26 protein-coding genes are annotated in these 21,726 nt (G+C 33.1%); 18 read left to right on the forward strand and 8 right to left on the reverse strand.

Annotated features, from left to right (window positions below):
* Nucleotides 1-245 precede the first annotated feature (245 nt).
* Both DYE31_RS05020 and rlmD read left to right on the forward strand, forming a co-directional pair.
* On the forward strand, nt 246-1,166 hold the full coding sequence (locus DYE31_RS05020; RefSeq protein WP_015900715.1) for a diacylglycerol kinase: 921 nt from the start codon (nt 246-248) through the stop codon (nt 1,164-1,166).
* Between the two features lie 60 nt (nt 1,167-1,226).
* The gene (gene rlmD, locus DYE31_RS05025; RefSeq protein WP_015900714.1) at nt 1,227-2,588 is read left to right on the forward strand and encodes a 23S rRNA (uracil(1939)-C(5))-methyltransferase RlmD; all 1,362 of its coding nucleotides are present in this window, start codon (nt 1,227-1,229) and stop codon (nt 2,586-2,588) included.
* Between the two features lie 80 nt (nt 2,589-2,668).
* Here the strand turns inward: rlmD and DYE31_RS05030 are convergent, their stop codons facing one another.
* Complete coding sequence (locus DYE31_RS05030; RefSeq protein ID WP_015900713.1) at nt 2,669-2,989, reverse strand: general stress protein; 321 nt, start codon at nt 2,987-2,989, stop codon at nt 2,669-2,671.
* A gap of 275 nt (nt 2,990-3,264) precedes the next feature.
* On the opposite strand from DYE31_RS05030, the gene dinB reads away from it, so the two are divergent.
* The gene (gene dinB / locus DYE31_RS05035) at nt 3,265-4,335 is read left to right on the forward strand and encodes a DNA polymerase IV (protein ID WP_015900712.1); all 1,071 of its coding nucleotides are present in this window, start codon (nt 3,265-3,267) and stop codon (nt 4,333-4,335) included.
* Between the two features lie 35 nt (nt 4,336-4,370).
* Here dinB and DYE31_RS05040 read toward each other — a convergent pair whose 3' ends face one another.
* Nucleotides 4,371-4,928, reverse strand: coding sequence for a 3'-5' exonuclease (locus DYE31_RS05040; protein ID WP_015900711.1), 558 nt, complete (start codon nt 4,926-4,928; stop codon nt 4,371-4,373).
* 168 nt (nt 4,929-5,096) lie between these two features.
* Between DYE31_RS05040 and murT the strand changes: the two genes are divergently transcribed.
* The gene (gene murT / locus DYE31_RS05045; protein WP_015900710.1) at nt 5,097-6,413 is read left to right on the forward strand and encodes a lipid II isoglutaminyl synthase subunit MurT; all 1,317 of its coding nucleotides are present in this window, start codon (nt 5,097-5,099) and stop codon (nt 6,411-6,413) included.
* Complete coding sequence (gene gatD, locus DYE31_RS05050) at nt 6,410-7,135, forward strand: lipid II isoglutaminyl synthase subunit GatD (RefSeq protein ID WP_015900709.1); 726 nt, start codon at nt 6,410-6,412, stop codon at nt 7,133-7,135. The genes murT and gatD overlap by 4 nt, the downstream gene beginning before the upstream one ends.
* A gap of 49 nt (nt 7,136-7,184) precedes the next feature.
* Here the strand turns inward: gatD and DYE31_RS05055 are convergent, their stop codons facing one another.
* Nucleotides 7,185-8,171 (reverse strand): FUSC family protein, encoded by a 987-nt coding sequence (locus tag DYE31_RS05055; RefSeq protein WP_015900708.1) that lies wholly within the window; start codon nt 8,169-8,171, stop codon nt 7,185-7,187.
* Between the two features lie 251 nt (nt 8,172-8,422).
* On the opposite strand from DYE31_RS05055, the gene map reads away from it, so the two are divergent.
* The 5 genes from map (at nt 8,423) to vraR (ending at nt 12,095) form a co-directional block, all read left to right on the forward strand.
* Nucleotides 8,423-9,190 (forward strand): type I methionyl aminopeptidase, encoded by a 768-nt coding sequence (gene map, locus DYE31_RS05060; protein ID WP_015900707.1) that lies wholly within the window; start codon nt 8,423-8,425, stop codon nt 9,188-9,190.
* 133 nt (nt 9,191-9,323) lie between these two features.
* Nucleotides 9,324-9,719, forward strand: coding sequence for a hypothetical protein (locus DYE31_RS05065; protein WP_015900706.1), 396 nt, complete (start codon nt 9,324-9,326; stop codon nt 9,717-9,719).
* Between the two features lie 15 nt (nt 9,720-9,734).
* The gene (gene vraT, locus DYE31_RS05070; RefSeq protein WP_015900705.1) at nt 9,735-10,436 is read left to right on the forward strand and encodes a cell wall-active antibiotics response protein VraT; all 702 of its coding nucleotides are present in this window, start codon (nt 9,735-9,737) and stop codon (nt 10,434-10,436) included.
* A complete protein-coding gene (vraS, locus tag DYE31_RS05075) occupies nt 10,433-11,476 on the forward strand; it encodes a sensor histidine kinase VraS (protein ID WP_015900704.1) in 1,044 nt (347 codons plus the stop codon). Before vraT ends, vraS begins: the two co-directional genes overlap by 4 nt.
* Nucleotides 11,466-12,095: a response regulator transcription factor VraR gene (gene vraR, locus DYE31_RS05080; RefSeq protein ID WP_041612989.1), complete on the forward strand. Its 630-nt coding sequence runs from the start codon at nt 11,466-11,468 to the stop codon at nt 12,093-12,095. The genes vraS and vraR overlap by 11 nt, the downstream gene beginning before the upstream one ends.
* A 49-nt stretch (nt 12,096-12,144) precedes the next feature.
* Here the strand turns inward: vraR and DYE31_RS05085 are convergent, their stop codons facing one another.
* The 4 genes from DYE31_RS05085 to DYE31_RS05100 all read right to left on the reverse strand — a co-directional run bounded on the left by DYE31_RS05085 (nt 12,145) and on the right by DYE31_RS05100 (nt 14,896).
* Entirely contained in the window at nt 12,145-12,723 is a 579-nt protein-coding gene (locus DYE31_RS05085; RefSeq protein ID WP_015900702.1) for a beta-class carbonic anhydrase, read from the reverse strand.
* 209 nt (nt 12,724-12,932) lie between these two features.
* Nucleotides 12,933-14,009, reverse strand: a complete 1,077-nt coding sequence (locus tag DYE31_RS05090) for a YihY/virulence factor BrkB family protein (RefSeq protein WP_015900701.1) — start codon at nt 14,007-14,009, stop codon at nt 12,933-12,935.
* 118 nt (nt 14,010-14,127) lie between these two features.
* Nucleotides 14,128-14,424: a hypothetical protein gene (locus DYE31_RS05095; protein ID WP_015900700.1), complete on the reverse strand. Its 297-nt coding sequence runs from the start codon at nt 14,422-14,424 to the stop codon at nt 14,128-14,130.
* A 7-nt stretch (nt 14,425-14,431) separates the two neighbouring features.
* A complete protein-coding gene (locus tag DYE31_RS05100) occupies nt 14,432-14,896 on the reverse strand; it encodes a low molecular weight protein-tyrosine-phosphatase (RefSeq protein ID WP_015900699.1) in 465 nt (154 codons plus the stop codon).
* Between the two features lie 235 nt (nt 14,897-15,131).
* On the opposite strand from DYE31_RS05100, the gene DYE31_RS05105 reads away from it, so the two are divergent.
* The 3 genes from DYE31_RS05105 to DYE31_RS05115 are packed head-to-tail and all read left to right on the forward strand — an operon-like array spanning nt 15,132 to nt 17,167.
* On the forward strand, nt 15,132-15,338 hold the full coding sequence (locus DYE31_RS05105) for a DUF1128 family protein (protein WP_015900698.1): 207 nt from the start codon (nt 15,132-15,134) through the stop codon (nt 15,336-15,338).
* A gap of 38 nt (nt 15,339-15,376) precedes the next feature.
* The gene (locus DYE31_RS05110) at nt 15,377-16,615 is read left to right on the forward strand and encodes an aminopeptidase (protein ID WP_015900697.1); all 1,239 of its coding nucleotides are present in this window, start codon (nt 15,377-15,379) and stop codon (nt 16,613-16,615) included.
* Nucleotides 16,616-16,669: 54 nt separating this feature from the next.
* The gene (locus DYE31_RS05115; RefSeq protein ID WP_103211756.1) at nt 16,670-17,167 is read left to right on the forward strand and encodes an acyl-CoA thioesterase; all 498 of its coding nucleotides are present in this window, start codon (nt 16,670-16,672) and stop codon (nt 17,165-17,167) included.
* A gap of 50 nt (nt 17,168-17,217) precedes the next feature.
* On the opposite strand, the gene yfkAB is transcribed toward DYE31_RS05115, so the two are convergent.
* Nucleotides 17,218-18,366, reverse strand: coding sequence for a radical SAM/CxCxxxxC motif protein YfkAB (gene yfkAB, locus DYE31_RS05120; RefSeq protein WP_015900695.1), 1,149 nt, complete (start codon nt 18,364-18,366; stop codon nt 17,218-17,220).
* Between the two features lie 228 nt (nt 18,367-18,594).
* On the opposite strand from yfkAB, the gene DYE31_RS12675 reads away from it, so the two are divergent.
* The 5 genes from DYE31_RS12675 (at nt 18,595) to DYE31_RS05140 (ending at nt 21,710) form a co-directional block, all read left to right on the forward strand.
* Nucleotides 18,595-18,762 carry an SE1561 family protein gene (locus DYE31_RS12675; RefSeq protein ID WP_231635415.1) on the forward strand — a complete coding sequence of 56 codons (168 nt, stop codon included), beginning with the start codon at nt 18,595-18,597 and terminating at the stop codon, nt 18,760-18,762.
* Nucleotides 18,763-18,886: 124 nt separating this feature from the next.
* Nucleotides 18,887-19,414, forward strand: a complete 528-nt coding sequence (locus tag DYE31_RS05125; protein WP_115314368.1) for a type 1 glutamine amidotransferase domain-containing protein — start codon at nt 18,887-18,889, stop codon at nt 19,412-19,414.
* Between the two features lie 192 nt (nt 19,415-19,606).
* Nucleotides 19,607-20,419, forward strand: coding sequence for a monofunctional peptidoglycan glycosyltransferase SgtB (gene sgtB, locus DYE31_RS05130; RefSeq protein ID WP_015900692.1), 813 nt, complete (start codon nt 19,607-19,609; stop codon nt 20,417-20,419).
* 180 nt (nt 20,420-20,599) lie between these two features.
* Nucleotides 20,600-21,403: a recombination regulator RecX gene (gene recX / locus DYE31_RS05135; protein ID WP_015900691.1), complete on the forward strand. Its 804-nt coding sequence runs from the start codon at nt 20,600-20,602 to the stop codon at nt 21,401-21,403.
* Nucleotides 21,396-21,710, forward strand: coding sequence for a YfhH family protein (locus DYE31_RS05140; RefSeq protein WP_041612988.1), 315 nt, complete (start codon nt 21,396-21,398; stop codon nt 21,708-21,710). The genes recX and DYE31_RS05140 overlap by 8 nt, the downstream gene beginning before the upstream one ends.
* Nucleotides 21,711-21,726: the final 16 nt, after the last annotated feature.

The raw sequence follows: 21,726 nt of genomic DNA on the forward strand, positions 1-21,726 counted from the left end.
ACTGTAACTGTTGAAATTATCCTACTATTGAGTGCTATCAAAGTGCTTAATGGTAGGATTTTTTATAGTATATTTTGTTTAGTTTTTTAACAAAAAATCATGGATATGTAGGAGATATCTCTTTGATATTAGATACTTAAAATAGTTTGCAATTGTTTAATTTTTCAAATCCGACCATTAATACTTTTAACTCTCGGAGAAATCATATAAAATTAAATATGAGTAAAAATGATGAGGGATTATTTATGAGAAAACGTGCAAGAATTATTTATAATCCGACTTCAGGTAAAGAATTGTTCAAAAGAATGCTTCCTGAAGTTTTGGTGAAAATGGAAAAAGCAGGATTCGAAACAAGTGCATATGCAACACAAAAAGCAGGGGATGCTACAATTGAATCTAAACGTGCTTTGCAAGAAGATTATGAAATGCTCATTGTTGCAGGCGGTGACGGTACATTAAACGAAGTTGTAAATGGTATCGCTGAACATCCAAAACGTCCTAAGATTGGTGTTATACCAATGGGGACAGTTAACGACTTCGGACGTGCATTACACTTGCCAACTGATATTTTAAAAGCTGTGGACGTTATTATTGAAGGTCATTCAGTCAAAGTTGATATTGGTAAAATGAATAGTCGTTATTTCATTAATTTAGCAGCAGGTGGACGTATTACAGAGGTTTCCTATGAGACTTCAAGTAAGTTAAAAACATTTGTAGGACCATTTGCATATTATATTAAAGGGATGGAAATGCTGCCTCAAATGACAAATGTAGATGTACGTATTGAATATGATGGCCAAGTATTCCAAGGTGAGATTTTATTATTCTTATTAGGTTTAACCAATTCGATGGCAGGTTTTGAAAAACTAGTGCCGGATGCACGTCTTGATGACGGTTATTTCACGTTGATTATTGTTCAAAAAGCAAACCTTGCAGAATTAGGACATATAATGACGTTAGCTTCTCGCGGAGAACACATTAAACATCCTAAAGTAATATATGAAAAAGCAAAGTCTGTGAATATATCTTCATTTGAACAGATGCCTCTCAATGTTGATGGTGAATATGGCGGTCAATTACCTGCTAATTTCTTGAACTTGAAACAGCATATAGAGGTATACACACCTAAAGATGTAAAAAATACTGAATTAATTCAACAAGATTGATAATCGAAAGGTTAGGAATAATCATTTTAATCCTGACCTTTTTTCTATGGAGGTAAGAAAGTGGAAGCAATAAAAAAGAATGAAGTGAGAAAAGGACATGTCGTTGATCTGACACATGAAGGTCATGGTGTGGTTAAAATTGACAGATATCCTGTGTTTATACCTCAAGCGCTCACCGGTGAAGAGATTGAATATAAACTAATTAAAGTGAATAAGAATTTTGCGATTGGAAAATTATTGCAGATATTTGAAGAAAGTCCAGAACGTGTAGAACCTCCTTGTATTTATTATTATAAATGCGGAGGTTGCCAGTTGCAGCATCTTGCATATGATGCCCAACTTGAAATGAAACGTAATCAAGTGATAAACCTATTCCATAGAAAAGGGAAATATACAGATACGATTATCAATGAAACAATCGGCATGATGAATCCGTGGTCATATCGTAATAAGTCTCAAATTCCAGTCGGTAAAAATAAAGATGGTAAAACAGTTATGGGATTTTATAGACAACGTAGTCATGACATTATTGATATGGATGAATGTATTATTCAAGACAGCATACAAAATCAGCTTATGGTCATGATTAAAGAATTGCTCAATAAATATAAAGTTTCGATTTATAATGAAAAATCTAAAGAAGGTTTGTTGCGCCACGTCATTATTAGAGTAGGGTATACTTCACGAGAAGTTATGGTTGTTTTCGTAACAAATGGCAAAAAATTCAAACAAGCGTCTGTAATTATTGAAAAGTTAGTAGAAGCGGTGCCTAATATTAAAAGTGTGATTCAAAATATCAATGAATCACATTCAAATGTCATTATGGGACGCCATTCAAAAACGCTATTTGGCAAAGATGAAATTGAAGACGATTTAGATTCTGTAGAATTTAAAATCAGCGATCAATCATTCTATCAAATCAATTCTGAGCAAACTGTTAAATTATATAATAAAGCATTGGAATATGCTCAGCTAAATGGAGATGAAACAGTTTTAGATACGTATTGCGGTATCGGTACGATTGGATTATATATGGCAGAAAAAGCAAAACATGTATATGGAGTAGAAGTGGTGCCAGCTGCTATAGAAGATGCAAAACAAAACGCTGAATTAAATAGTTTCAATAACACGACTTTTGTTTGTGGAAAAGCAGAAGAAGTCATTATGCAATGGAAAGCAGATGGAATTCAACCGGATGTAGTAATGGTCGATCCGCCACGCAAAGGTTGCGATGAACAATTCTTAAAAACATTATTAGAATTGAATCCTAAACGAATTGTCTATATCTCATGCAATCCTTCTACACAACAACGAGATGCAGGTATCTTGACTGAACAATATCAATTAAAGGAAATAACACCAGTTGATATGTTTCCTCAAACAACACATATTGAGACCGTTGCTTTATTTGAACATAAATAAGATGAGCTGACAGGGAAGCCTGTCAGCTTTTCAAATTAAAAGAGGGCAAACTTTTAAGTTTAGCCCTCAAAATATTTTATTTATTTTTCGTATTTAGAGTTGCCTTCTCCGCCTTTACGTCCAATGTCTTCATAAAATTCTTTGCCTTTTTCTTTTGCTGTAGCGTCTCCGCCTTTTTTACCGATTTCTTCGTAATACTCTCTGTCATGTTCGCTTGCCGTTTTTTCTCCGCCTTCTTTGCCTATTTCTTCGTAAAATTCTTTGCCTTTTTCACTTGCAGTTTTTTCTCCGCCTTCGCGTCCGATTTCTTGATAATGATCTTTATCGAACTCTTTTGAAGTTTTCTCTCCGCCTAATTTACCCGCTTCTGAATGACTCATTTTGTTATCTTTGTCAGCCATTTACAAAACCTCCCAAGAATTTTAGAATACTAGACCTAAAACAAACTAATGACTTCAAGTCTATTTAGTTCTACCACGCATTGATACCTATAAACGATAATTCAATATTCCTTTACAAGAACAAAAAATATCAAAAATAAATTTTATTTAATTCCGAATAATGTATTTGAAACACATAAATTACTAATCAACTTGATGAGCAAACAACATGTTCTGAAGCGCTTGCCAAATGTAATATAATAGAGATAAGTGATAGAGAAAGAGAGGTGGACAAAATGGGTGAACGACGCATCATTCACATCGATATGGATTATTTTTTTGCGCAAGTAGAAATGAGAGATAAACCTGAATTAAAAGGAAAACCAGTGATTGTCGGCGGAAAAGCGAGCGGGCGAGGCGTTGTATCTACAGCTTCTTATGAGGCACGTAAATTCGGTGTTCATTCAGCAATGCCAATGGCACAAGCACATAAATTATGTCCAGACGGCTATTATGTCCAACCTCGTTTTGAAGTATATAAAGAAACTTCTCAAATCATTATGGATATCTTTAAAAGTTATACAGAAATAGTAGAACCTATGTCACTAGATGAAGCATACTTAGATATAACACATTTAGTACGACCGGATTTATCCGCATCTGCAATTGCACAATTTATTCGCAGAGACATATGGGAAAAAACAGGGCTGACTTCATCAGCGGGGATTTCATATAATAAATTTTTAGCAAAATTAGCAAGCGGAATGAATAAACCTAACGGAATCACTGTTATCCATTATAATAACGTTAATGAAATATTGATGAATTTGGATATCGGTGATTTTCCAGGTGTAGGTAAAGCGACTAAAGAAGTAATGCATACTAATGGCATTTATAATGGTCAAGACTTATATAATAAAGATGAGAGAGAATTGATTCGTATTTTCGGCAAACGTGGTCATGGATTATACCAAAAAGCACGCGGAATTGATCATAAGCCAGTTAAAAATTTCCGTATTCGTAAATCAGTTGGTACTGAACGTACATTTGCGACAGATATTAACGATGATGAAGAAATTCTGTTGAAAGTAAGAGAGTTAAGTGAGAAAACTGCAGAAAGATTGAGTCGGATTCAAAAGTCAGGAAAAACTGTAACTGTTAAAATTAAAACCTATCAATTCGAAACACTTTCGAGACAACGCAGCTTGAGAGACCCCATCAGAAGTGATATTGACATTTATAATACGGCCTATTCACTTTATAATGAATTGAAAGACCCAGACGTACCGATACGACTTATTGGCGTGACAGTTGGTAATTTAGAAGCAACAGAATATGAAAATATGTCAATTTACGACTTTCTATAAAAAATCGATTGTGCATCTAAAAATGTCACAATCGATTAACCTTTATCTATTAAATTTTTACCATAAACAGCAAGCATATCATTTAGACTATCGTAATTCTTTAGTAATCGAAAAGTTATCATTGCACATGCTTTAGCATCATTTAATGCATCATGATGGCCATGGAAATCTAAATGATAATATTCCATCATATGATTCAAACCATAACGATTAGCATTGACTGTACGTCTTGCTAATTGTAAGGAACAAAAGTAAGTCATTTCTGGTGTGTCTAAACCAAGTGCTTGAATACTAGCATGTAACACGGTCATATCAAAAGCGGCATTATGTGCAACAACAGGCAAGTTTTCAATAAATTGAAGCATATACGGCAGCACAAAATTAAAAACTGGAGCAGTTGCTACATCTTCAGGTTGAATACCATGTACATTGATATTTTGTTGTGAAAAATAATCATTAGGATTTACAAGGGTATAAAACGTTTCAACGATTTCATTATCGACCACTTTTACCATACCTACAGAACATATGCTTGTACGTTTACCATTTGCAGTTTCAAAGTCTAAAGCGACAAATGCATTTTTGTCATTCATAATTGCAAACGACCTTTCTAACCATACTTAATATAGAATAGTAAAATATTACTGGAAAATAAATCGTACGTCAAGGAATTAAGATTCTTAAAATAAAACGTAAATATTTTTTTTATCTTACGGATACACATGTTATAATTAGCTAGGAAATTTAGAGGAGTGAAGTGCATGAGACAATGGACGGCGATTAACTTGGCGAAACTTGCGCGCAAAGCAAGCCGAGCTGTCGGCAAACGCGGTACAGATTTGCCAGGTCAAGTTGCAAGAAGAATTGATAAAGATATTTTAAGAAACTTAGCTGAAAAAGTAGATGATGTTGTATTTATCAGTGGTACAAATGGTAAAACAACTACATCGAATTTAATTGGCCACACTTTAAAAGCCAATAACATAGATATTATTCATAATAACGAAGGCGCAAATATGGCTGCAGGTATCACATCTGCATTTATTGTACAATCCAATCCAAATACTAAAATAGCGGTTATTGAAATTGATGAAGGATCAATCCCACGTGTATTAAAAGAAATGACACCTACAATGATGGTGTTCACAAACTTTTTCCGTGATCAAATGGATCGCTTCGGTGAAATTGATATTATGGTGAATAATATTGCTGAAGCAATTAGTCATAAAGGTATCAAGTTGATATTAAATGCTGATGATCCTTTCGTAAGCAGATTGAAAATTGCGAGTGAATCAAATGTATACTACGGCATGAAAGCTCATGCTCACGAATTTGAACAAAGTACAATGAACGAAAGTAAATACTGTCCAAATTGCGGACGACTGCTTGCTTATGATTACATACATTATAATCAAATCGGTCATTATCACTGTGTGTGCGGCTTCAAACGTGAAAAACCAAAATATGAAGTTTCGAAATTTACAATTTCACCGTTTATTCATTTAACAATCGGAGATACAACATTTGATATGAAAATAGCTGGTGATTTCAATGCATATAATGCAATTGCTGCATACAGTGTCTTAAGAGAACTCGGCTTAAATGATGCATCGATTAAAAATGGTTTTGAAACGTATACTTCAGACAATGGACGTATGCAGTACTTTAAATCCGGCAGCAAAGAAGCGATGATTAATTTAGCGAAAAATCCGGCTGGGATGAATGCAAGTTTATCAATGGGTGAACAATTAGAAGGTAAGAAAGTTTATGCCATCAGTTTAAACGATAATCCTGCAGATGGTCGTGATATTTCTTGGATTTACGATGCCGATTTTGAAAAATTAAGCAACCAAGATATTGAAACAATTATTGTCACAGGTTCTCGTGCAGAAGAATTGCAGTTGCGATTAAAACTAGCTGAAGTCAATGTACAAGTTATTGTCGAAAAAGATATTTATAAAGCAACAGCACGTACTATGGATTATTCAGGCAAAACGGTCGCAATTCCAAACTATACATCGCTTGAACCGATGCTTGAACAATTGAACCGTTCATTTGAAATGAGGGAAAATCAATGAATGAATTAACTGTCTATCATTTTATGCCAGATAAATTGAATTTATATAGTGATATCGGTAATATCATTGCTTTAAAACAACGCGCTAAATGGCGTAATATTAAATTGAATGTGGTTGAAGTCAATGAAACTGAAGGAGTAACGTTAGATAATTGCGATATTTTCTTCATCGGAGGCGGTAGTGACCGTGAACAAGCGTTAGCTACTGAAGAACTTAGTAAAATTAAAGGTCAACTGAAAACAGCAATTGAAGATGGCATGCCAGGCCTAACAATTTGCGGAGGTTATCAATTCTTAGGTACAAAGTATATCACCCCAGATGGCACAGAACTTGAAGGGCTTGGTATTTTAGACTTTTATACTAAATCTCAAAAAGAACGTTTAACAGGGGACATTGTGATTGAAAGTGATACCTTTGGTACTATCGTAGGATTTGAAAACCACGGCGGCCGAACTTATCATGATTTCGGTACATTCGGCAAAGTGAAATATGGTTTTGGAAATAATGAAGAAGACCAACGTGAAGGTATTCATTATAAAAATCTATTAGGTACTTATCTTCATGGTCCTGTATTACCGAAAAACCATGAAATTACAGATTACTTACTGAAAAAAGCATGTGAAAGAAAAGGTATTCCTTTTGAACCTGAAGCTTTAGATAACACTGAAGAAGAAGCAGCTAAACAAGCAATTGTTGAGCGTTTAGAAAAACAACATAAATAATATGAAAATAGCGGATGACCTGATTTGAAGTTGGTCATCCGCTTTTTCATTATGCATAACGATTGTCTAAGATACGATAAGTTAACAAAATCTCATAAATTAAATGGCTTTTTAATTGTTCTTTATCAAATTCATCCAAATGTGTGACAGATGTTTTTAATAATCTTGCTTCTGCTTCCTCACGTTCAAAATAACCTGTTGCGATAATTTCAGAAATGCTTTTGGCAATTTTTAATATCGCTGCGCGTTCTTCTGAATTGAAAACGACAAAGGTGTCTTTAGGTAAATAGATAATATTAGATAAATGCGTAATAAATAAACGGTCGATGTGCGCACGATTTGTTAACGCTTTTAATAAAACCCAATCTTCTTCATGTTTATGGTAAGATAATTCATCTTTTTGATAACGAATCAGAGTTTCAACATGCATACTTTTAGTCAGCAATTTTTCGAGTTTTTTATTACTTTGAGTAGAGTGAAACTTTCCGATTACGAGTTCATGCAATCTTTCACTATATAATTGGTACATGTCTTTTTCAGTTTGTAAGGCAGATTCTTCTACTTGATTATAGTATTTTGGCGGCAAAATAACTAAGTTGACCAAACCTGCTGTAACAAGTCCGATAACAGCTGTAAGTAGTCGAGAGAAGAAATTGAAGAAATAAGCATCGCCAATCCCTGGAATCATTGCCATTGCCGTTAAAGTCGCTACTGTAATACCGTCATGCAATTTTAATTTTGCACAAATAAAGATAGTGCAGGTTGCGCTGAATGCATAAGCGAGAGCTGATTTGTCACTGAAGATATATGTAAAGAGTACTGCTAATAACGCACCGATGACTGTTGCCGGAAGTCTTTTGTAGCCTTTTTTTAAAGATGCTTTAGCTGTCGGTTCTATTGTTACAATTGCGGAAAGTGTTGCATAAATTGGATTTAAATGGAGTGACATACAAAAAAATGCTGTTAAAAAAGTCGCTAATCCTGTTTTGATTGTTCTTGCTCCGATGATTTTGGTATACCATTTGTCGTTTGTCATAATTAAAAACCTCTCTTGGATGAAGCACTTGCATTAAAAATTAATATATATAAATGTGTTCATACTGCTTTAAAATTTCCTACGTTTAGTATATCAGATTAATTTTGGTATAATAAGGTGGAATGAGTGCTGAATTGTGATGAGTTTATTTAATTTTTTCGCATGACAGCAATGAAAAGTTTGAGACGGAGTGAGCAAATTAAGCGTCTTGCTTTTTCAAATTAATTTTTAAAAAAGGAAAGGGATCACACATGATTGTAAAAACAGAAGAAGAATTGCAAGGATTGAAAGAAATCGGATATATCTGTGCTTTAGTCAGAGATAAAATGCAAGCAGCGACTAAACCAGGTGTAACGACTAAAGAACTAGATGACATCGCAAAAGAATTGTTTGAAGAACACGGAGCGTTGTCTGCGCCAATTCATGATGAAAATTTCCCTGGCCAAACATGTATCAGTGTGAATGAAGAAGTCGCACATGGTATCCCAGGTAAACGAAAAATCCGCGAAGGCGATTTAGTGAATATTGATGTTTCAGCATTGAAAAATGGTTTATATGCAGATACAGGTATTTCATTTGTAGTAGGTGAACCATCAGATCCAATGAAAGAAAAAGTTTGCGAAGTAGCTGAAGAAGCTTTTGATAATGCGATGAAAAAAGTAAAACCAGGCAGTAAATTAAGCCAAATCGGTAAAGCCGTTCATGCGACTGCACGCAAAAATGACTTGAAAGTGATTCGTAATTTAACAGGTCATGGTGTCGGCAGTTCATTACATGAAGCACCAAGTTATGTATTGAATTACTTTGATCCTAAAGATAAAACTTTATTAAAAGAAGGACTTGTATTAGCTGTTGAACCATTTATTTCATCAAATGCTACATTTGTAACTGAAGGTAAAAATGAATGGGCATTTGAAACAAGCGATAAAAGTTATGTAGCACAAATTGAACATACTGTTATCGTTACAAAAGATGGTCCATTACTTACAACTAAAATCGACTATGATAAAGAATCATAATACTGTTGAAACCGCACTGTAATAAACTTGAAGCGGTTTAGGACTAAAGTATGAATGAAAGATGGTTCCGGAGACTATCCCGTTGTCTCCGGCTTTCTTTTATAATGGAATCAACATTGAATGAGGTGGTTCCATGAACTTGTTTACAGTATATCTAGAAAAAATTTATCAAAACACAATTAAAAGCAGTATTGTAAACTGCCAAGAAAACTTAAATAAAAAACTGCATTCAACAAAGCAGTATATTCAATATTTAAATCGTAAAAGAGTATACATTGTTGAATTAATAGAAAAGCTTACGCTTGAAATTGAAAATAAATATATTGATTTATTAGATCAATATCAAATTTCTAACATCCAACGTATGGAGAATATTGAAAATGCAGAACTCAATGCGTTGATGAAGGAATTAAATGAGGCAGAAACTGATTGTGCTAGAATTGAAGCTGATTTAACATATCAAAACAAAACACGAATTACTTTAGAAAGAGAATGTGATATGATTGCACAAATGAGTTTAGTTGCTTAGAAAAGGTGGCGAAAAATGACAAATAAATATATCTCAACTGAGATGTTGATTGTTTTCACTGCATTAATGATTATAGCCAATTTTTATTATATCTTTTTTGAAAAAATTGGCTTTTTACTCGTCTTATTATTAGGAATTATATTAATATATGTCGGCTACCTTTATTTCCATAAAGTTAGAGGATTATTAGCCTTTTGGATAGGTGTTTTACTTGTTGCATTCACCTTATTCTCAAATAAATACACGATAATTATATTATTCTTGTTTTTGCTGCTGCTGATTATTCGTTATATCATTTTTAAGTTTAAACCGCTTAAAATTATCGCATCTGATAAAGAGGTTACCTCTCCAGAGTTTATAAAACAAAAATGGTTCGGCAATCAAAAAACACCCGTATATGTTTATAAATGGGAAGACATGCAAATTCAGCATGGTATCGGTGATATTCATATTGATTTGACGAAAGCAGCCAATATTAAAGAAAACAATACAATTGTTGTGCGTCATTTCATTGGTAAAATTCTTATTATTGTACCTACAAATTACAATGTAAACTTGCATTTCGCTGCTTTTTACGGCAATGCATCGATTAATCAAGAAACAATCAAAGTTGAAAATAATCATATCCAAATGAAAGAAGAAACGAAAGCAGAAAATTACAATATCAATATTTATGCTTCTACATTTATCGGAGATGTAGAGGTGGTTTATCGATGAACCATTATATAAGAGCTATAGGTTCAATGTTAATACTGATTTACAGTATTTTAGCCATATTCTTTTTCATTGATAAAGTCTTTGTAAATATTATCTTTTTTCAAGGAATGTTCTATACACAAATTTTTGGGATTCCGGTATTTTTGTTTTTAAATATCATTGTGATACTTATGTCTATTATCGTAGGTTCTGTTTTAGCATATAAGGTCAACCAGCAAAACCACTGGATTAAAGATCAAATTGAACATTCAATTGAAGGTGAAGTAGTTGGAATAAATGATCAACATATCGAACTTTATCAAGAAACACTCGATATTTACCATATGCTAGTACCTTTAAACCAAGAATTACATCGCTTACGTATCAAGACACAAGATTTAACGAATGAAACTTATAATTTGAATGATACAAAAGTGAAGAAAATTATAGAAGATGAACGTCAGCGTTTGGCCAGAGAATTGCATGACTCAGTCAGTCAGCAATTATTTGCTGCGAGTATGATGTTATCTGCTATTAAAGAAACGAAGTTAGAACCGCCTTTAGATCAGCAAATTCCAACACTTGAAAAAATGATTCAAGATTCACAACTTGAAATGCGTGCTTTATTACTCCATTTGCGTCCGTTAGGCTTGAAGGATCGCTCATTAGGAGAAGGTATTAAAGACTTGGTTGTGGACTTGCAGAAAAAAGTGCCGATGAAAGTAGTATATGACATCGAAGATTTTGAAGTACCAAAAGGGATTGAAGATCATTTATTTCGTATTACCCAAGAAGGTATTTCAAATACGCTAAGACATGCTGAAGGTTCAAAATTAACAATAGATTTATATAATAAAGACGATTACTTACTTTTACGTATTCAAGATGATGGTAAAGGTTTTGATGTAGATGAAAAAATGGAAAAAAGTTATGGATTAAAAAATATGCGAGAACGCGCATTAGAAATCGGAGCAACACTGCATATTGTATCATTGCCTGGTGCAGGGACAAGAATTGAAGTGAAAGCGCCGTTGAACAAGGAGGAATTCGATGACGATTAAAGTGCTATTTGTTGATGACCATGAAATGGTGCGTATCGGCATTTCAAGTTATTTATCAACACAACCAGATATTGAAGTAGTAGGGGAAGGTAAATCTGGTAAAGAAGCTATTGAAAAAGCACATGAACTACATCCTGATTTAATTTTGATGGATTTATTGATGGAGGATATGGATGGTGTTGAAGCAACACAGCAAATCAAAAAAGATTTACCGAATATTAAAGTGTTGATGTTAACAAGTTACATTGAAGATAACGAAGTATATCGTGCATTAGATGCAGGGGTAGACAGTTATATCCTTAAAACAACCAGTGCAAGCGACATTGCAGAGGCAATCAGAAAAACACAACATAATGAATCTGTATTTGAAGCGGAAGTACTCGTTAAAATGCGTAATCGCATGAATCAACGTGCGGAATTATATGAAATGCTAACAGATAGAGAAATGGAAATTCTTTTATTAATTGCAAATGGATATTCTAACCAAGAAATTGCAAGTGCATCACACATAACTATTAAAACAGTAAAAACGCATGTAAGTAATATATTAAGTAAATTAGAAGTACAAGATAGAACACAAGCTGTGATATATGCATTCCAACATGATTTGATTCAATAAGAAAAGCTGAGCCCAAATGAAATGGGTTCAGCTTTTTAACGTTCTATATTTATTTATTTTGAGCAGCTAATTCATAGCCGTCTTGAATTAAATCTAATTCCCCCGTATGAGGATCGATGACTAAGCCGTGAATAGGTACGGATTTATCAAATAAGGGATGATTATATACCATATCGATATTTCTGCGGACATTTTCTTCAGCATCTTTGAAACCTTGTAAAAAGCTGTCTACATCTACACCAGAATGTTCGATGATTTTAAATGTTTCTTCTGTTACGCCACGTTCTTTCATTGCGTCTTTAACAGTGCTGACATCAAGACAACCCATTCCGCAATCTTTATGTGCCATAATAATAATTTCTTCAGCACCTAATGCATAAATACCTACTAGTAAGCTTTTTATAGTTGAACCATATGGGTGCGTGATAATTGCACCTGCATTTTTAACAACTTTCAAGTCACCATTATTAAAACCGAGTGCTTTTGTACCTAAATCTTGCAAACGTGTATCCATACATGTAAATAACACTGCTTTTTTATCTGGTTTTTTACTTGTTGTATAGTTTTCAAATTCTTTGTTGCCGACAAAATCTTTATTATAAGCTAAAATGCTTTCTAATAACGTCATTTTTTTACACTTCCTGTTTCCTTAAAATTTAATGATTTAAGCTTTTTCAAGATGTATTAAATTTCGGCTTGCAACTATTAAAATTTATGTATTGTTAGTTTTCTAGCCAATGAATAGTATACCCTAAATGTTCTTTCTGTGAACATTTTATGAAAAATTTATCCAAAAAAATAGATGCACAACAATAGTATTGCGCATCTTGAAATTGCTTAAGAACGCTCATTGTGCGGGTTTTGAAGCTCCGCCATTTTGAATTCACGTTCTTCTAATGAATCTGCATTTTTTAAAGTACGGCGTTGATTAATGATAGCATTGATTTCAGCACCAACGATAATGATAAAACCAGTGATGTATAACCATAACATTAATACGATAATACCACCGATACTGCCATATGTTTTAGAATAGTTCGCAAAGTTGCTGACATAAAGTCCAAATGCTGCAGTCCCTAAAATCCAAACTACTGAAGCAAATAGAGCACCTGGAATTACAGATTTCATTTTAATTTTAATATTTGGCGCTAATGTATAAAGCGTTACAAATAAAAGGAAAATGACAACAAATGGTAATGCATAACTGAGAATATTAAAAATCCATTTTATCTGACTATCTAATCCAAGCGGTCCAAATAATAAATGGCCGATTTGTTGGCCGAATACTGGGAAAATCATTGCGGCGATAAATACAGCACCCATTATCACTGTAAATAAAACGCTGATTAATTTGAGGACAATTGGATTACGACCATCTTCTACATCATAAGCCACATTAAATGCATTCATTAATGCTGTCATACCATTTGATGCGGACCATAATGCTAAAATTAAACCGACAGATAAAATACTTCCGCTTGCATTTTTCATTATATCACCGATAATGCCTGTTAATAAATCGGCAGTTGAAGCGGGAGCATTATTCGCAATCATATTTACGATTTTATCACGGTCTATTTTAAATAATGGTAATAATGACATTAAGAATAATAGCATTGGGAATAGCGACAACATGAAATAATAAGAGAGCTGTGCTGCTAGTCCTGAAGCATCATCTTTACCGATTCTATAAATCAAATATGATAATAAGTTTGAATCTTTAGTATATTTAGCTGGTTTATTATTCTTAGCTACAAAGAAAGTTTGGTTTGGTTTCTTCGGTGTTTTAGATTGAAATTCTTGTGGCGGCACATATTTATTGTCTTGTTGATGCGTGACTTCAGCCGACTTTTCTTTCACCTTATCTAGTAAACCAGAGTTGCTTTCTTTGTTATGATCTTTTTTCTTAGCCATAACGTAAACTCCTTTGGTACATTGATATTAATTTTTTAATTGAAAAAAGGGGGATAGAGCATGCCTAAATATAGGTGTGCTTATCCCTTAAGATGATTCATATTAAATTGGCAATGTATTAGCCATTTAAGTGTTTATCGTTCTTTTTGCGCTCTTGGAAAGTGTTTTTTGCATCTTTAAGCGCACGTTCTAACTCTGGATTGTTGCGACGAATTTCTTCAACTGCATCTTTCCAGTACATAATTTCGTCTTTAAGAACGTTGAATTTAGAAGGTTGTGCATTTTCATTGCGTTTACCTTCTTTAAGATTTGAATAACTATTTTTTAACGCTGTACGTGTATTTTTATCAGCAAGTGTAATTGCACCGCCGACAACAGCGCCTAAAAGGATTCCTGGTACTAATTTGTTTTTCATAACTCATCTACCCCTCTTTTAAATTTGAATCTTTAAGAATATAATCGATAAGATTATCACAAGATGATTGTATCATATCGAAGACACCCTCAAAGTTATTAGTGTAATAAGGATCAGGTACATCTTGTTCATCCATATCACTGAAATCCAGCAATTTATATAATTGACCTTTCAAATGTGGATTTATCTGTTTAATATTATCCACATTACTTTGATCCATTGCAATAATGTAATCAAAGTCATCAGATGGCTCGAATAACTCACTAATCATACCGTCAAATGGAATGTTATGCTTACGAAGAATTTGTTGTGTGCCTTCATGAGGCGGTTCACCTATATTCCATTTACCCGTTCCGCATGAAGTTACTTCAATACCGCTGATTTTTCTACCTTTTAATCGCTGTTTCATAATGGCTTCAGCCATAGGCGAACGGCAAATATTGCCTAAGCAGACAAATGCAACTGTTACCATGTTTTACCTCCAAAAGATATTTTGTTGGGTAAATATTAAATACATATGTTAGCTTATACAAGGTATACCTATCGTTCCATAGATTGTATTTACCCGAACATTTATGAAATATACCTATATATCACTATTTTATCGGTTTTTGGCTCATATCTAAAGAGAGAATTTCTCTTTTTTCGTTAAAAGTTTTCATTAAATCCGTACTTTGATAGAATAAAAAAATAAAGAGGTGAAAAATATGGCGTCAAATAATAAAGAAATGATTGAAGAAATACGTAAACAATTGAATGTTGTAAACGTACAACTAATCGATCCAGATAAATTTGAGGATGCTGATGAAGAAAAAGTGAAAGAAATTCATTCTTTTGTTACATCAAAAGATAATTTTTCTCCAAGTGAAGTTACGGCAATCGCTTCTGAACTCGGTGAATTACGCCAGTCATAAGAAATAACATCGAATAGATTATAAGGGGGAATTTACGAATGACACAATTAGAAGAAAAATTAAAACAGTATGCACAATTAATCGTAGATGTAGGGATGAATGTACAAGAAGGACAACCCGTTTTTATACGTTCATCTGTAGATGCTTTAGAACTTACACATGATATTGTAGAAGCGGCGTATGAACGTGGTGCTTCTGATGTACGTGTTAAGTATGCAGATGATGCATTGACTAAATTAAAATTCAAATATGAAGATGCTGAATTTTTTGCTGAAAAAAGCTTAAAGCCGTATGACGTTGATGAACGAATGGATTATGTTGAACGTGGTGCTGCAAACTTAGCATTAATCAGCAGCGATCCAGATTTGTTGAGCGGTGTTGATAGTGATAAAAAAGCAGCATTCAGCAATGCGTATTCTAAAGGCTTTAAAGGGTACATGGAAGCAAGTCAAAATAATGATTTCCCTTGGTGTGTTGTCGTATATCCGAATAAACCATGGGCACAACGTGTATATCCAGAATTAAGTGAAGAAGAAGCTTATGAAAAATTCATTGATGAATTATTAGATATTGTTCGTGTGGATGGTAATAACCCGGTTGAAAATTGGAATAAGCATATTGAGAACTTAAGTAAACACGCAAAATATTTACAAGACAAACATTACTCAGCTTTACATTATATTTCTGAAGGAACAGATTTAACAATTGGTCTTCCTGAAAATCATTTATGGCAAGATGCTACAAGCTTTACAAATGATGGACAAGAATTTATCGCAAATATTCCTACTGAGGAAGTATTCACAGCTCCAGACAGAAATCGTGTAAATGGACATGTAACGAACAAGCTTCCATTAAGTTATAACGGAAGTTTGATTGATGGTTTCACATTAACTTTTAAAGATGGTAAAGTAATTGATTTTACTGCGGAAAAAGGGGAAGATGTATTACGCAACTTACTTGAGACAGATGAAGGTTCAAAATATTTGGGGGAAGTTGCTTTAGTACCAGATGATTCTCCAATTTCAAATCGAAATCGAGTTTTTTATAATACATTGTTAGATGAAAATGCTTCTTGCCATATTGCTTTAGGTGCAGGTTATCCATTTACAATTAAAGATGGGACATCAATGTCTAGAGAAGAGTTAAGTTCTGAAGGATTAAATGATGCTTTTATCCATGAAGACTTTATGATTGGAAGTTCAGACTTAACAATTTATGGCATTACACAAGATGGAAAAGAAGAAATCGTATTTAAAGATGGAAATTGGGCATATTAATTAAAAATAAAACCAAAAAGGAGACCTATTGTGGAAGATAGAGAAAAAAGACCAATGTCGGCTTCATTAAGTATTAAGGATCGTCAAGTTTATCCTCAAGACACCAATCATCATCATACAATGTTTGGTGGTTTACTGATGGCTAATATTGATGAAATTGCTGCAATTTGTGCAATGAAACATAGTAGTGCACCTGTAGTAACAGCTTCAACTGACTCAGTAGACTTTTTATTACCAATCAGAACAGGTGATGTTATTTCGTATGAAGCCATGGTATCATATGCTGGTTCTACTTCTATGGAAGTGTGTGTACAGATTATACTTGAAGATATAATGGAAGATAAAAAGTATATGGCAGCATTGAGTTTCTTAACATTTGTTGCTTTAGACGATAATGGAAAGCCTAAACAAGTACCTGGAGTATATCCAGAAAACGAAATTCAAGAATGGTTCCATAATACTGCACCTGCCCGTGTTAAACGAAGAAAAGAAAGAAGACAAGAAAGTAAAGAAACATTAGAATTCTTAACACGTACAAGACATATCCAATAAAGAGACAAAATAGAGGTTGCGCAAAAAAGCGCAACCTCTATTTTTTGAAATTATTGTTGGAAAATTCGATGCATCATTTTTTCATTTTCTCGAAAATCAGTATTTGGATAATACATATTTTTAACTAAGACATTTGGACCTAAACAATGATAAGGTTCACAATGACAATTTAAACTTTGTGCTAAATCTGATTTTAACCATTGTTCATAAACATCATTTAATTTATCTGTTTTGATATTAGAAATAGTTCCATTTTCATCACCAAAGTCAGTAACAATCACATTTCCAGTAAATACATTGACATTTAAACGACTACGTCCATCCGGATCATTTCTTAATGAAACATTTTCAGCATTTCGCAACGCATCAAATAATGCTTTATCGTCTTCATCTTGAATACATGGATAGATTGGTAAAGTACCAAACAGCATCCAAGTATCTTTATCACGTATTTTAAGCAGATGACGGATTGTATCTTTGATTTCTCCTAAGCTTAATACACTTAATTGACTTGCAAAATCTGAAGGGTACATTGGATGTATTTCGTGGCGACTGCATTTCATATCATGTACGACTTCATTATGAATTTTTTCTAAATAAGGACGAGTACTTTTATTTAACATTGTTTCAGCAGATACAAACATACCTTGTTCAGATAGAGTTCTTGAGTTTTCTATCATTTGCTCGTAGAGTTTCAATTTTGCTTTTAATGGAGGTTGTTTTTCCATCGCTCCAAATCCAACCTCAGCAAATTCATCTGTTGTACCCCAGTTATGTGAGATGTGCATTACATCTATGTATTCAGCAATATCAAGATAACGATCTTGAGGTAGTGTTAAATTGGAATTCATTTGAGTATAAATACCGCGATTATACGCATATTTTAATAATGGTTTTACAACATTTCGAATAGACTTTTTGGAAAACATAGGTTCCCCGCCTGTTATAGACAGTGTACGTAAGTTTGGAATCTCATCTAAACGCTTAAAAATTAATTCCATCGGTAATGGATCGGGATCTTGGGTTTGAAGTGTATATCCGACAGCACAATGGCTGCAACGCATATTACATAAATTTGTTGTCGTGAATTCAATATTGCTTAGCTGAAGGTTTCCAAATTCTTCGACATCATTATAGGCTTCCCATGGGTCGTTATGAATGGTAATGGGTTGCTTGATGTGAGTGGAATAATCAATCATCAGTTTGCCTTCTTTCTATATCATTATAATTAATTATTATACTTTTTGAATGGTAGTCTTGAAAAGGGGTATGAGAGTTTTGAGACTATTAAAATTCTTTCTATACGTTATTTATAAATTATTGAAAGTTAATTTCAACCAAACCATATTATTAATATCTTAGTGATTTTTGTCAAATTCATGTTAGAATATTGGTATATTTTTTAAAAGGAGCGCTTGAAAATGAAAATGAGCGAAAAAGAATTAATTTCACATATCCAAACAAGATTGTCGGAATTTGTAGATGAAATCAATCACGTTGATCCTGATAAAGTCAGTGTTGAAGATGTAGATGAATGGATTGGATTACTTGATCAATTAGAAGAAAAAGTAAAAACTGTTCAACATGAAAAATAATTCTTAGTTTAAAGATATGTTTAAAAATGGCTGATTTGGTCTAAATAATAGTATATGTCAATTAAGAACATTGATTAATATTCACACTATCTAATTTAAATATAAATTGAAAGGTGATAATTTTATGACTAAACTAGTAGCAATTATTTTAGCAAATGATTTTGAAGATATTGAATTAACTAGCCCTAAAGAGGCAATTGAAGAAGCAGGTTATAAAACTGTTATTATCGGCCATGAAGCAGGTGAAGAAGTTGTAGGTAAACATGGTACGAAAGCTAAAGTCGGTGTAGGTATCGGCTCTGCAGAACCTTCAGAATACTCAGCTTTATTCATTCCTGGCGGATTTTCACCAGACCACTTGCGCGGCGATGTAGATGGACGTTATGGTACATTCGCAAAAGCGTTTATGAAAGATAACAAACCAGTCTTTGCTATCTGCCATGGACCGCAAGTTTTAATCGACACAGATGATTTAAAAGGTCGCACATTAACTGCAGTCTTAAATGTACGTAAAGATTTATCAAATGCAGGAGCACATGTAAAAGATGAATCAGTAGTTGTAGATGGTAATCTTGTAACAAGTCGTACACCTGATGATTTAAATGATTTCAATCATGCTATTGTTGAATTACTAAACAAAGATTACAAATAAATTGAAGTTTATTTAAATAACTGACGGGCATTTCTTTTGAAATGCTCGTTTTTTACATATCTAGACTTAATGCAAGGTACTTCTTGAGACTGATTTTTACTTAATTTAGTGAATTATTATTTTAAGACGAACGTTTCTCAATTATAATATGTAATGAAGTACAAATTACAATTGAGGAGATAGTGTGTCACTATGAAAAGAAGCGAAAGGCTATCTAGAGAGTCGAAAAATGCTAGAACGAACACACAAAATGCACCACACTATAATACGTATTATCAACCTGTTGGCGCACCGCCGAAAAAACAAAAAGGCAAAGGTTTATTTTTTAAAATAGTAATAGGTCTTATTATCATTGTCGCTATATTTTTCGGAGTAATGTATGCTATGTCATCAAAAGCCAATGTTGATGATTTAAAAACAATTAAAGATAAATCAACGTATGTACCTGTATCAGATATGCCTAATTATACAAAAGGTGCTTTTATATCTATGGAAGATGAACGTTTTTATGATCATGGCGCATTTGATGTGAAAGGAATATTCAGAGCTTTATTTTCAACTTTAAGTGATCATAATGTTCAGGGCGGAAGTACCATAAGTCAACAAGTAGTGAAAAATTACTATTATGATAATGAACAAAGTTTCACTCGTAAGGTAAAAGAAATTATGGTAGCAAGTCGTATGGAACATGAATATTCAAAGAATGAAATTTTAAGTTTTTATATCAATAATATATATTATGGTGACAATCAATATACAATTGAAGGTGCTGCGAACCATTACTTTGGGACAACTACTGTGAAAGACAGTCAGAATATGCCAACAATTACAGTATTGCAAAGTGCTATTTTAGCAAGTAAAATCAATGCACCAAGTGTGTATGATGTTAATGATATGTCGCAAAACTATGTGAATCGTGTAAAAATTAATTTAGAAAAAATGAAACAACAAGGATATATTAACGAAGAACAATATAAAACAGCGCTCGCACAATTGGGTGTTTAAAGAGCTATTATAAGTCACAGATAAGTCTGAAAAGCTTATCTGTTTTTATTTTGATCTGAAAAGCTGATTTACTGAAATTCTTTCTGATATTTAAGTAAAGTATAACGCTATAAAACTCAGCAAATTTGTTTTACAATATGTATTGAATAGAATTTAATGAATTTAAAGCGAGTTGAAAGTATGCCGAAAGTTACTAAAATTGAAGTTCAAAAAAAGAATAAAGAACGATTTAATTTGTATTTAGATGAAAGCTTTGAAATGGGTATTGATATGGATACGTTAGTTCATTTCAATCTGAAAAAAGGCGACGTCTTAACTGCAGCCAATATGGAAGACATTCAAAAATATGAACATTTTCGTTTCGGCTTGCATTTAGCCATACAATATCTTTCTTATCGAAAACGCACTGAACAAGAAGTGGTTCAGCATCTTCAAAAACATGAAATCAGTGAATCAGCAATTGCAGAAGTGATTGATTATTGTAATAGAGAAGGTTATATCGATCATGAGGATTATGCTGAAAGTTTAAAAAATACGATGATTCGTACTACAGATAAAGGTCCTGAAATATTCCGCCAAAAATTAATTAAAGCTGGCATCGAGAAATCATTAGTTGAAAACTATACTGCTAAATATGAAGAAGAACAGCCACTTGAAGATGTTGAAATACTCGCTGATAAGTTATTACATCAGAAAAAAGGTCCTAAGAAGAAAAGAATTGATAAAGTGAAGCAGTCATTACTTCAAAAAGGCTATTCGTTTGAAGTGATTAATGAAGCAATGCAAAATCTTGATTTCGAACCTGACAGCGAAGAAATTGATTTGCTTTTACAAAGAGAATTAGAAAAGGTATTTCGTAAATATGAACGTAAATATGAGGGTAGACAATTAGAGATGAAAACCATTGAAGCTTTGCTTCGAAAAGGTTATGAGTATGATACAATTAAAGATAAAATGAGAGAAAGCGGGATTGGCGATGAGTGAGAAAAGTTTAAGCAAAATGACTAAAAATGAAATTTTGGATGAAATTCAAAAATATAAAGAAAAAATGCGAAAAGCAGAAATGAATGGTATCTTAAATGAATACGATGTTTATCGTACTAAAGTGATTATTGCTGAAAGTTATTTAGTAGATCAAAGTAAAATCGAATTTGGAAAAATATATGAATTAAACGATGGTACTAAACGATATATGCGAGTTGATCGTATGAAAGGTATTTTTGCGTGGGGAAAAATTTTACATAGCAGTCAAAAGGAAGAAGGCCTACCAGTCGCATTATTAAAATTATAGAAGGATGTAAGCAGAT

It is taken from the genome of Staphylococcus carnosus (assembly GCF_900458435.1).
Taxonomy (GTDB): domain Bacteria; phylum Bacillota; class Bacilli; order Staphylococcales; family Staphylococcaceae; genus Staphylococcus; species Staphylococcus carnosus.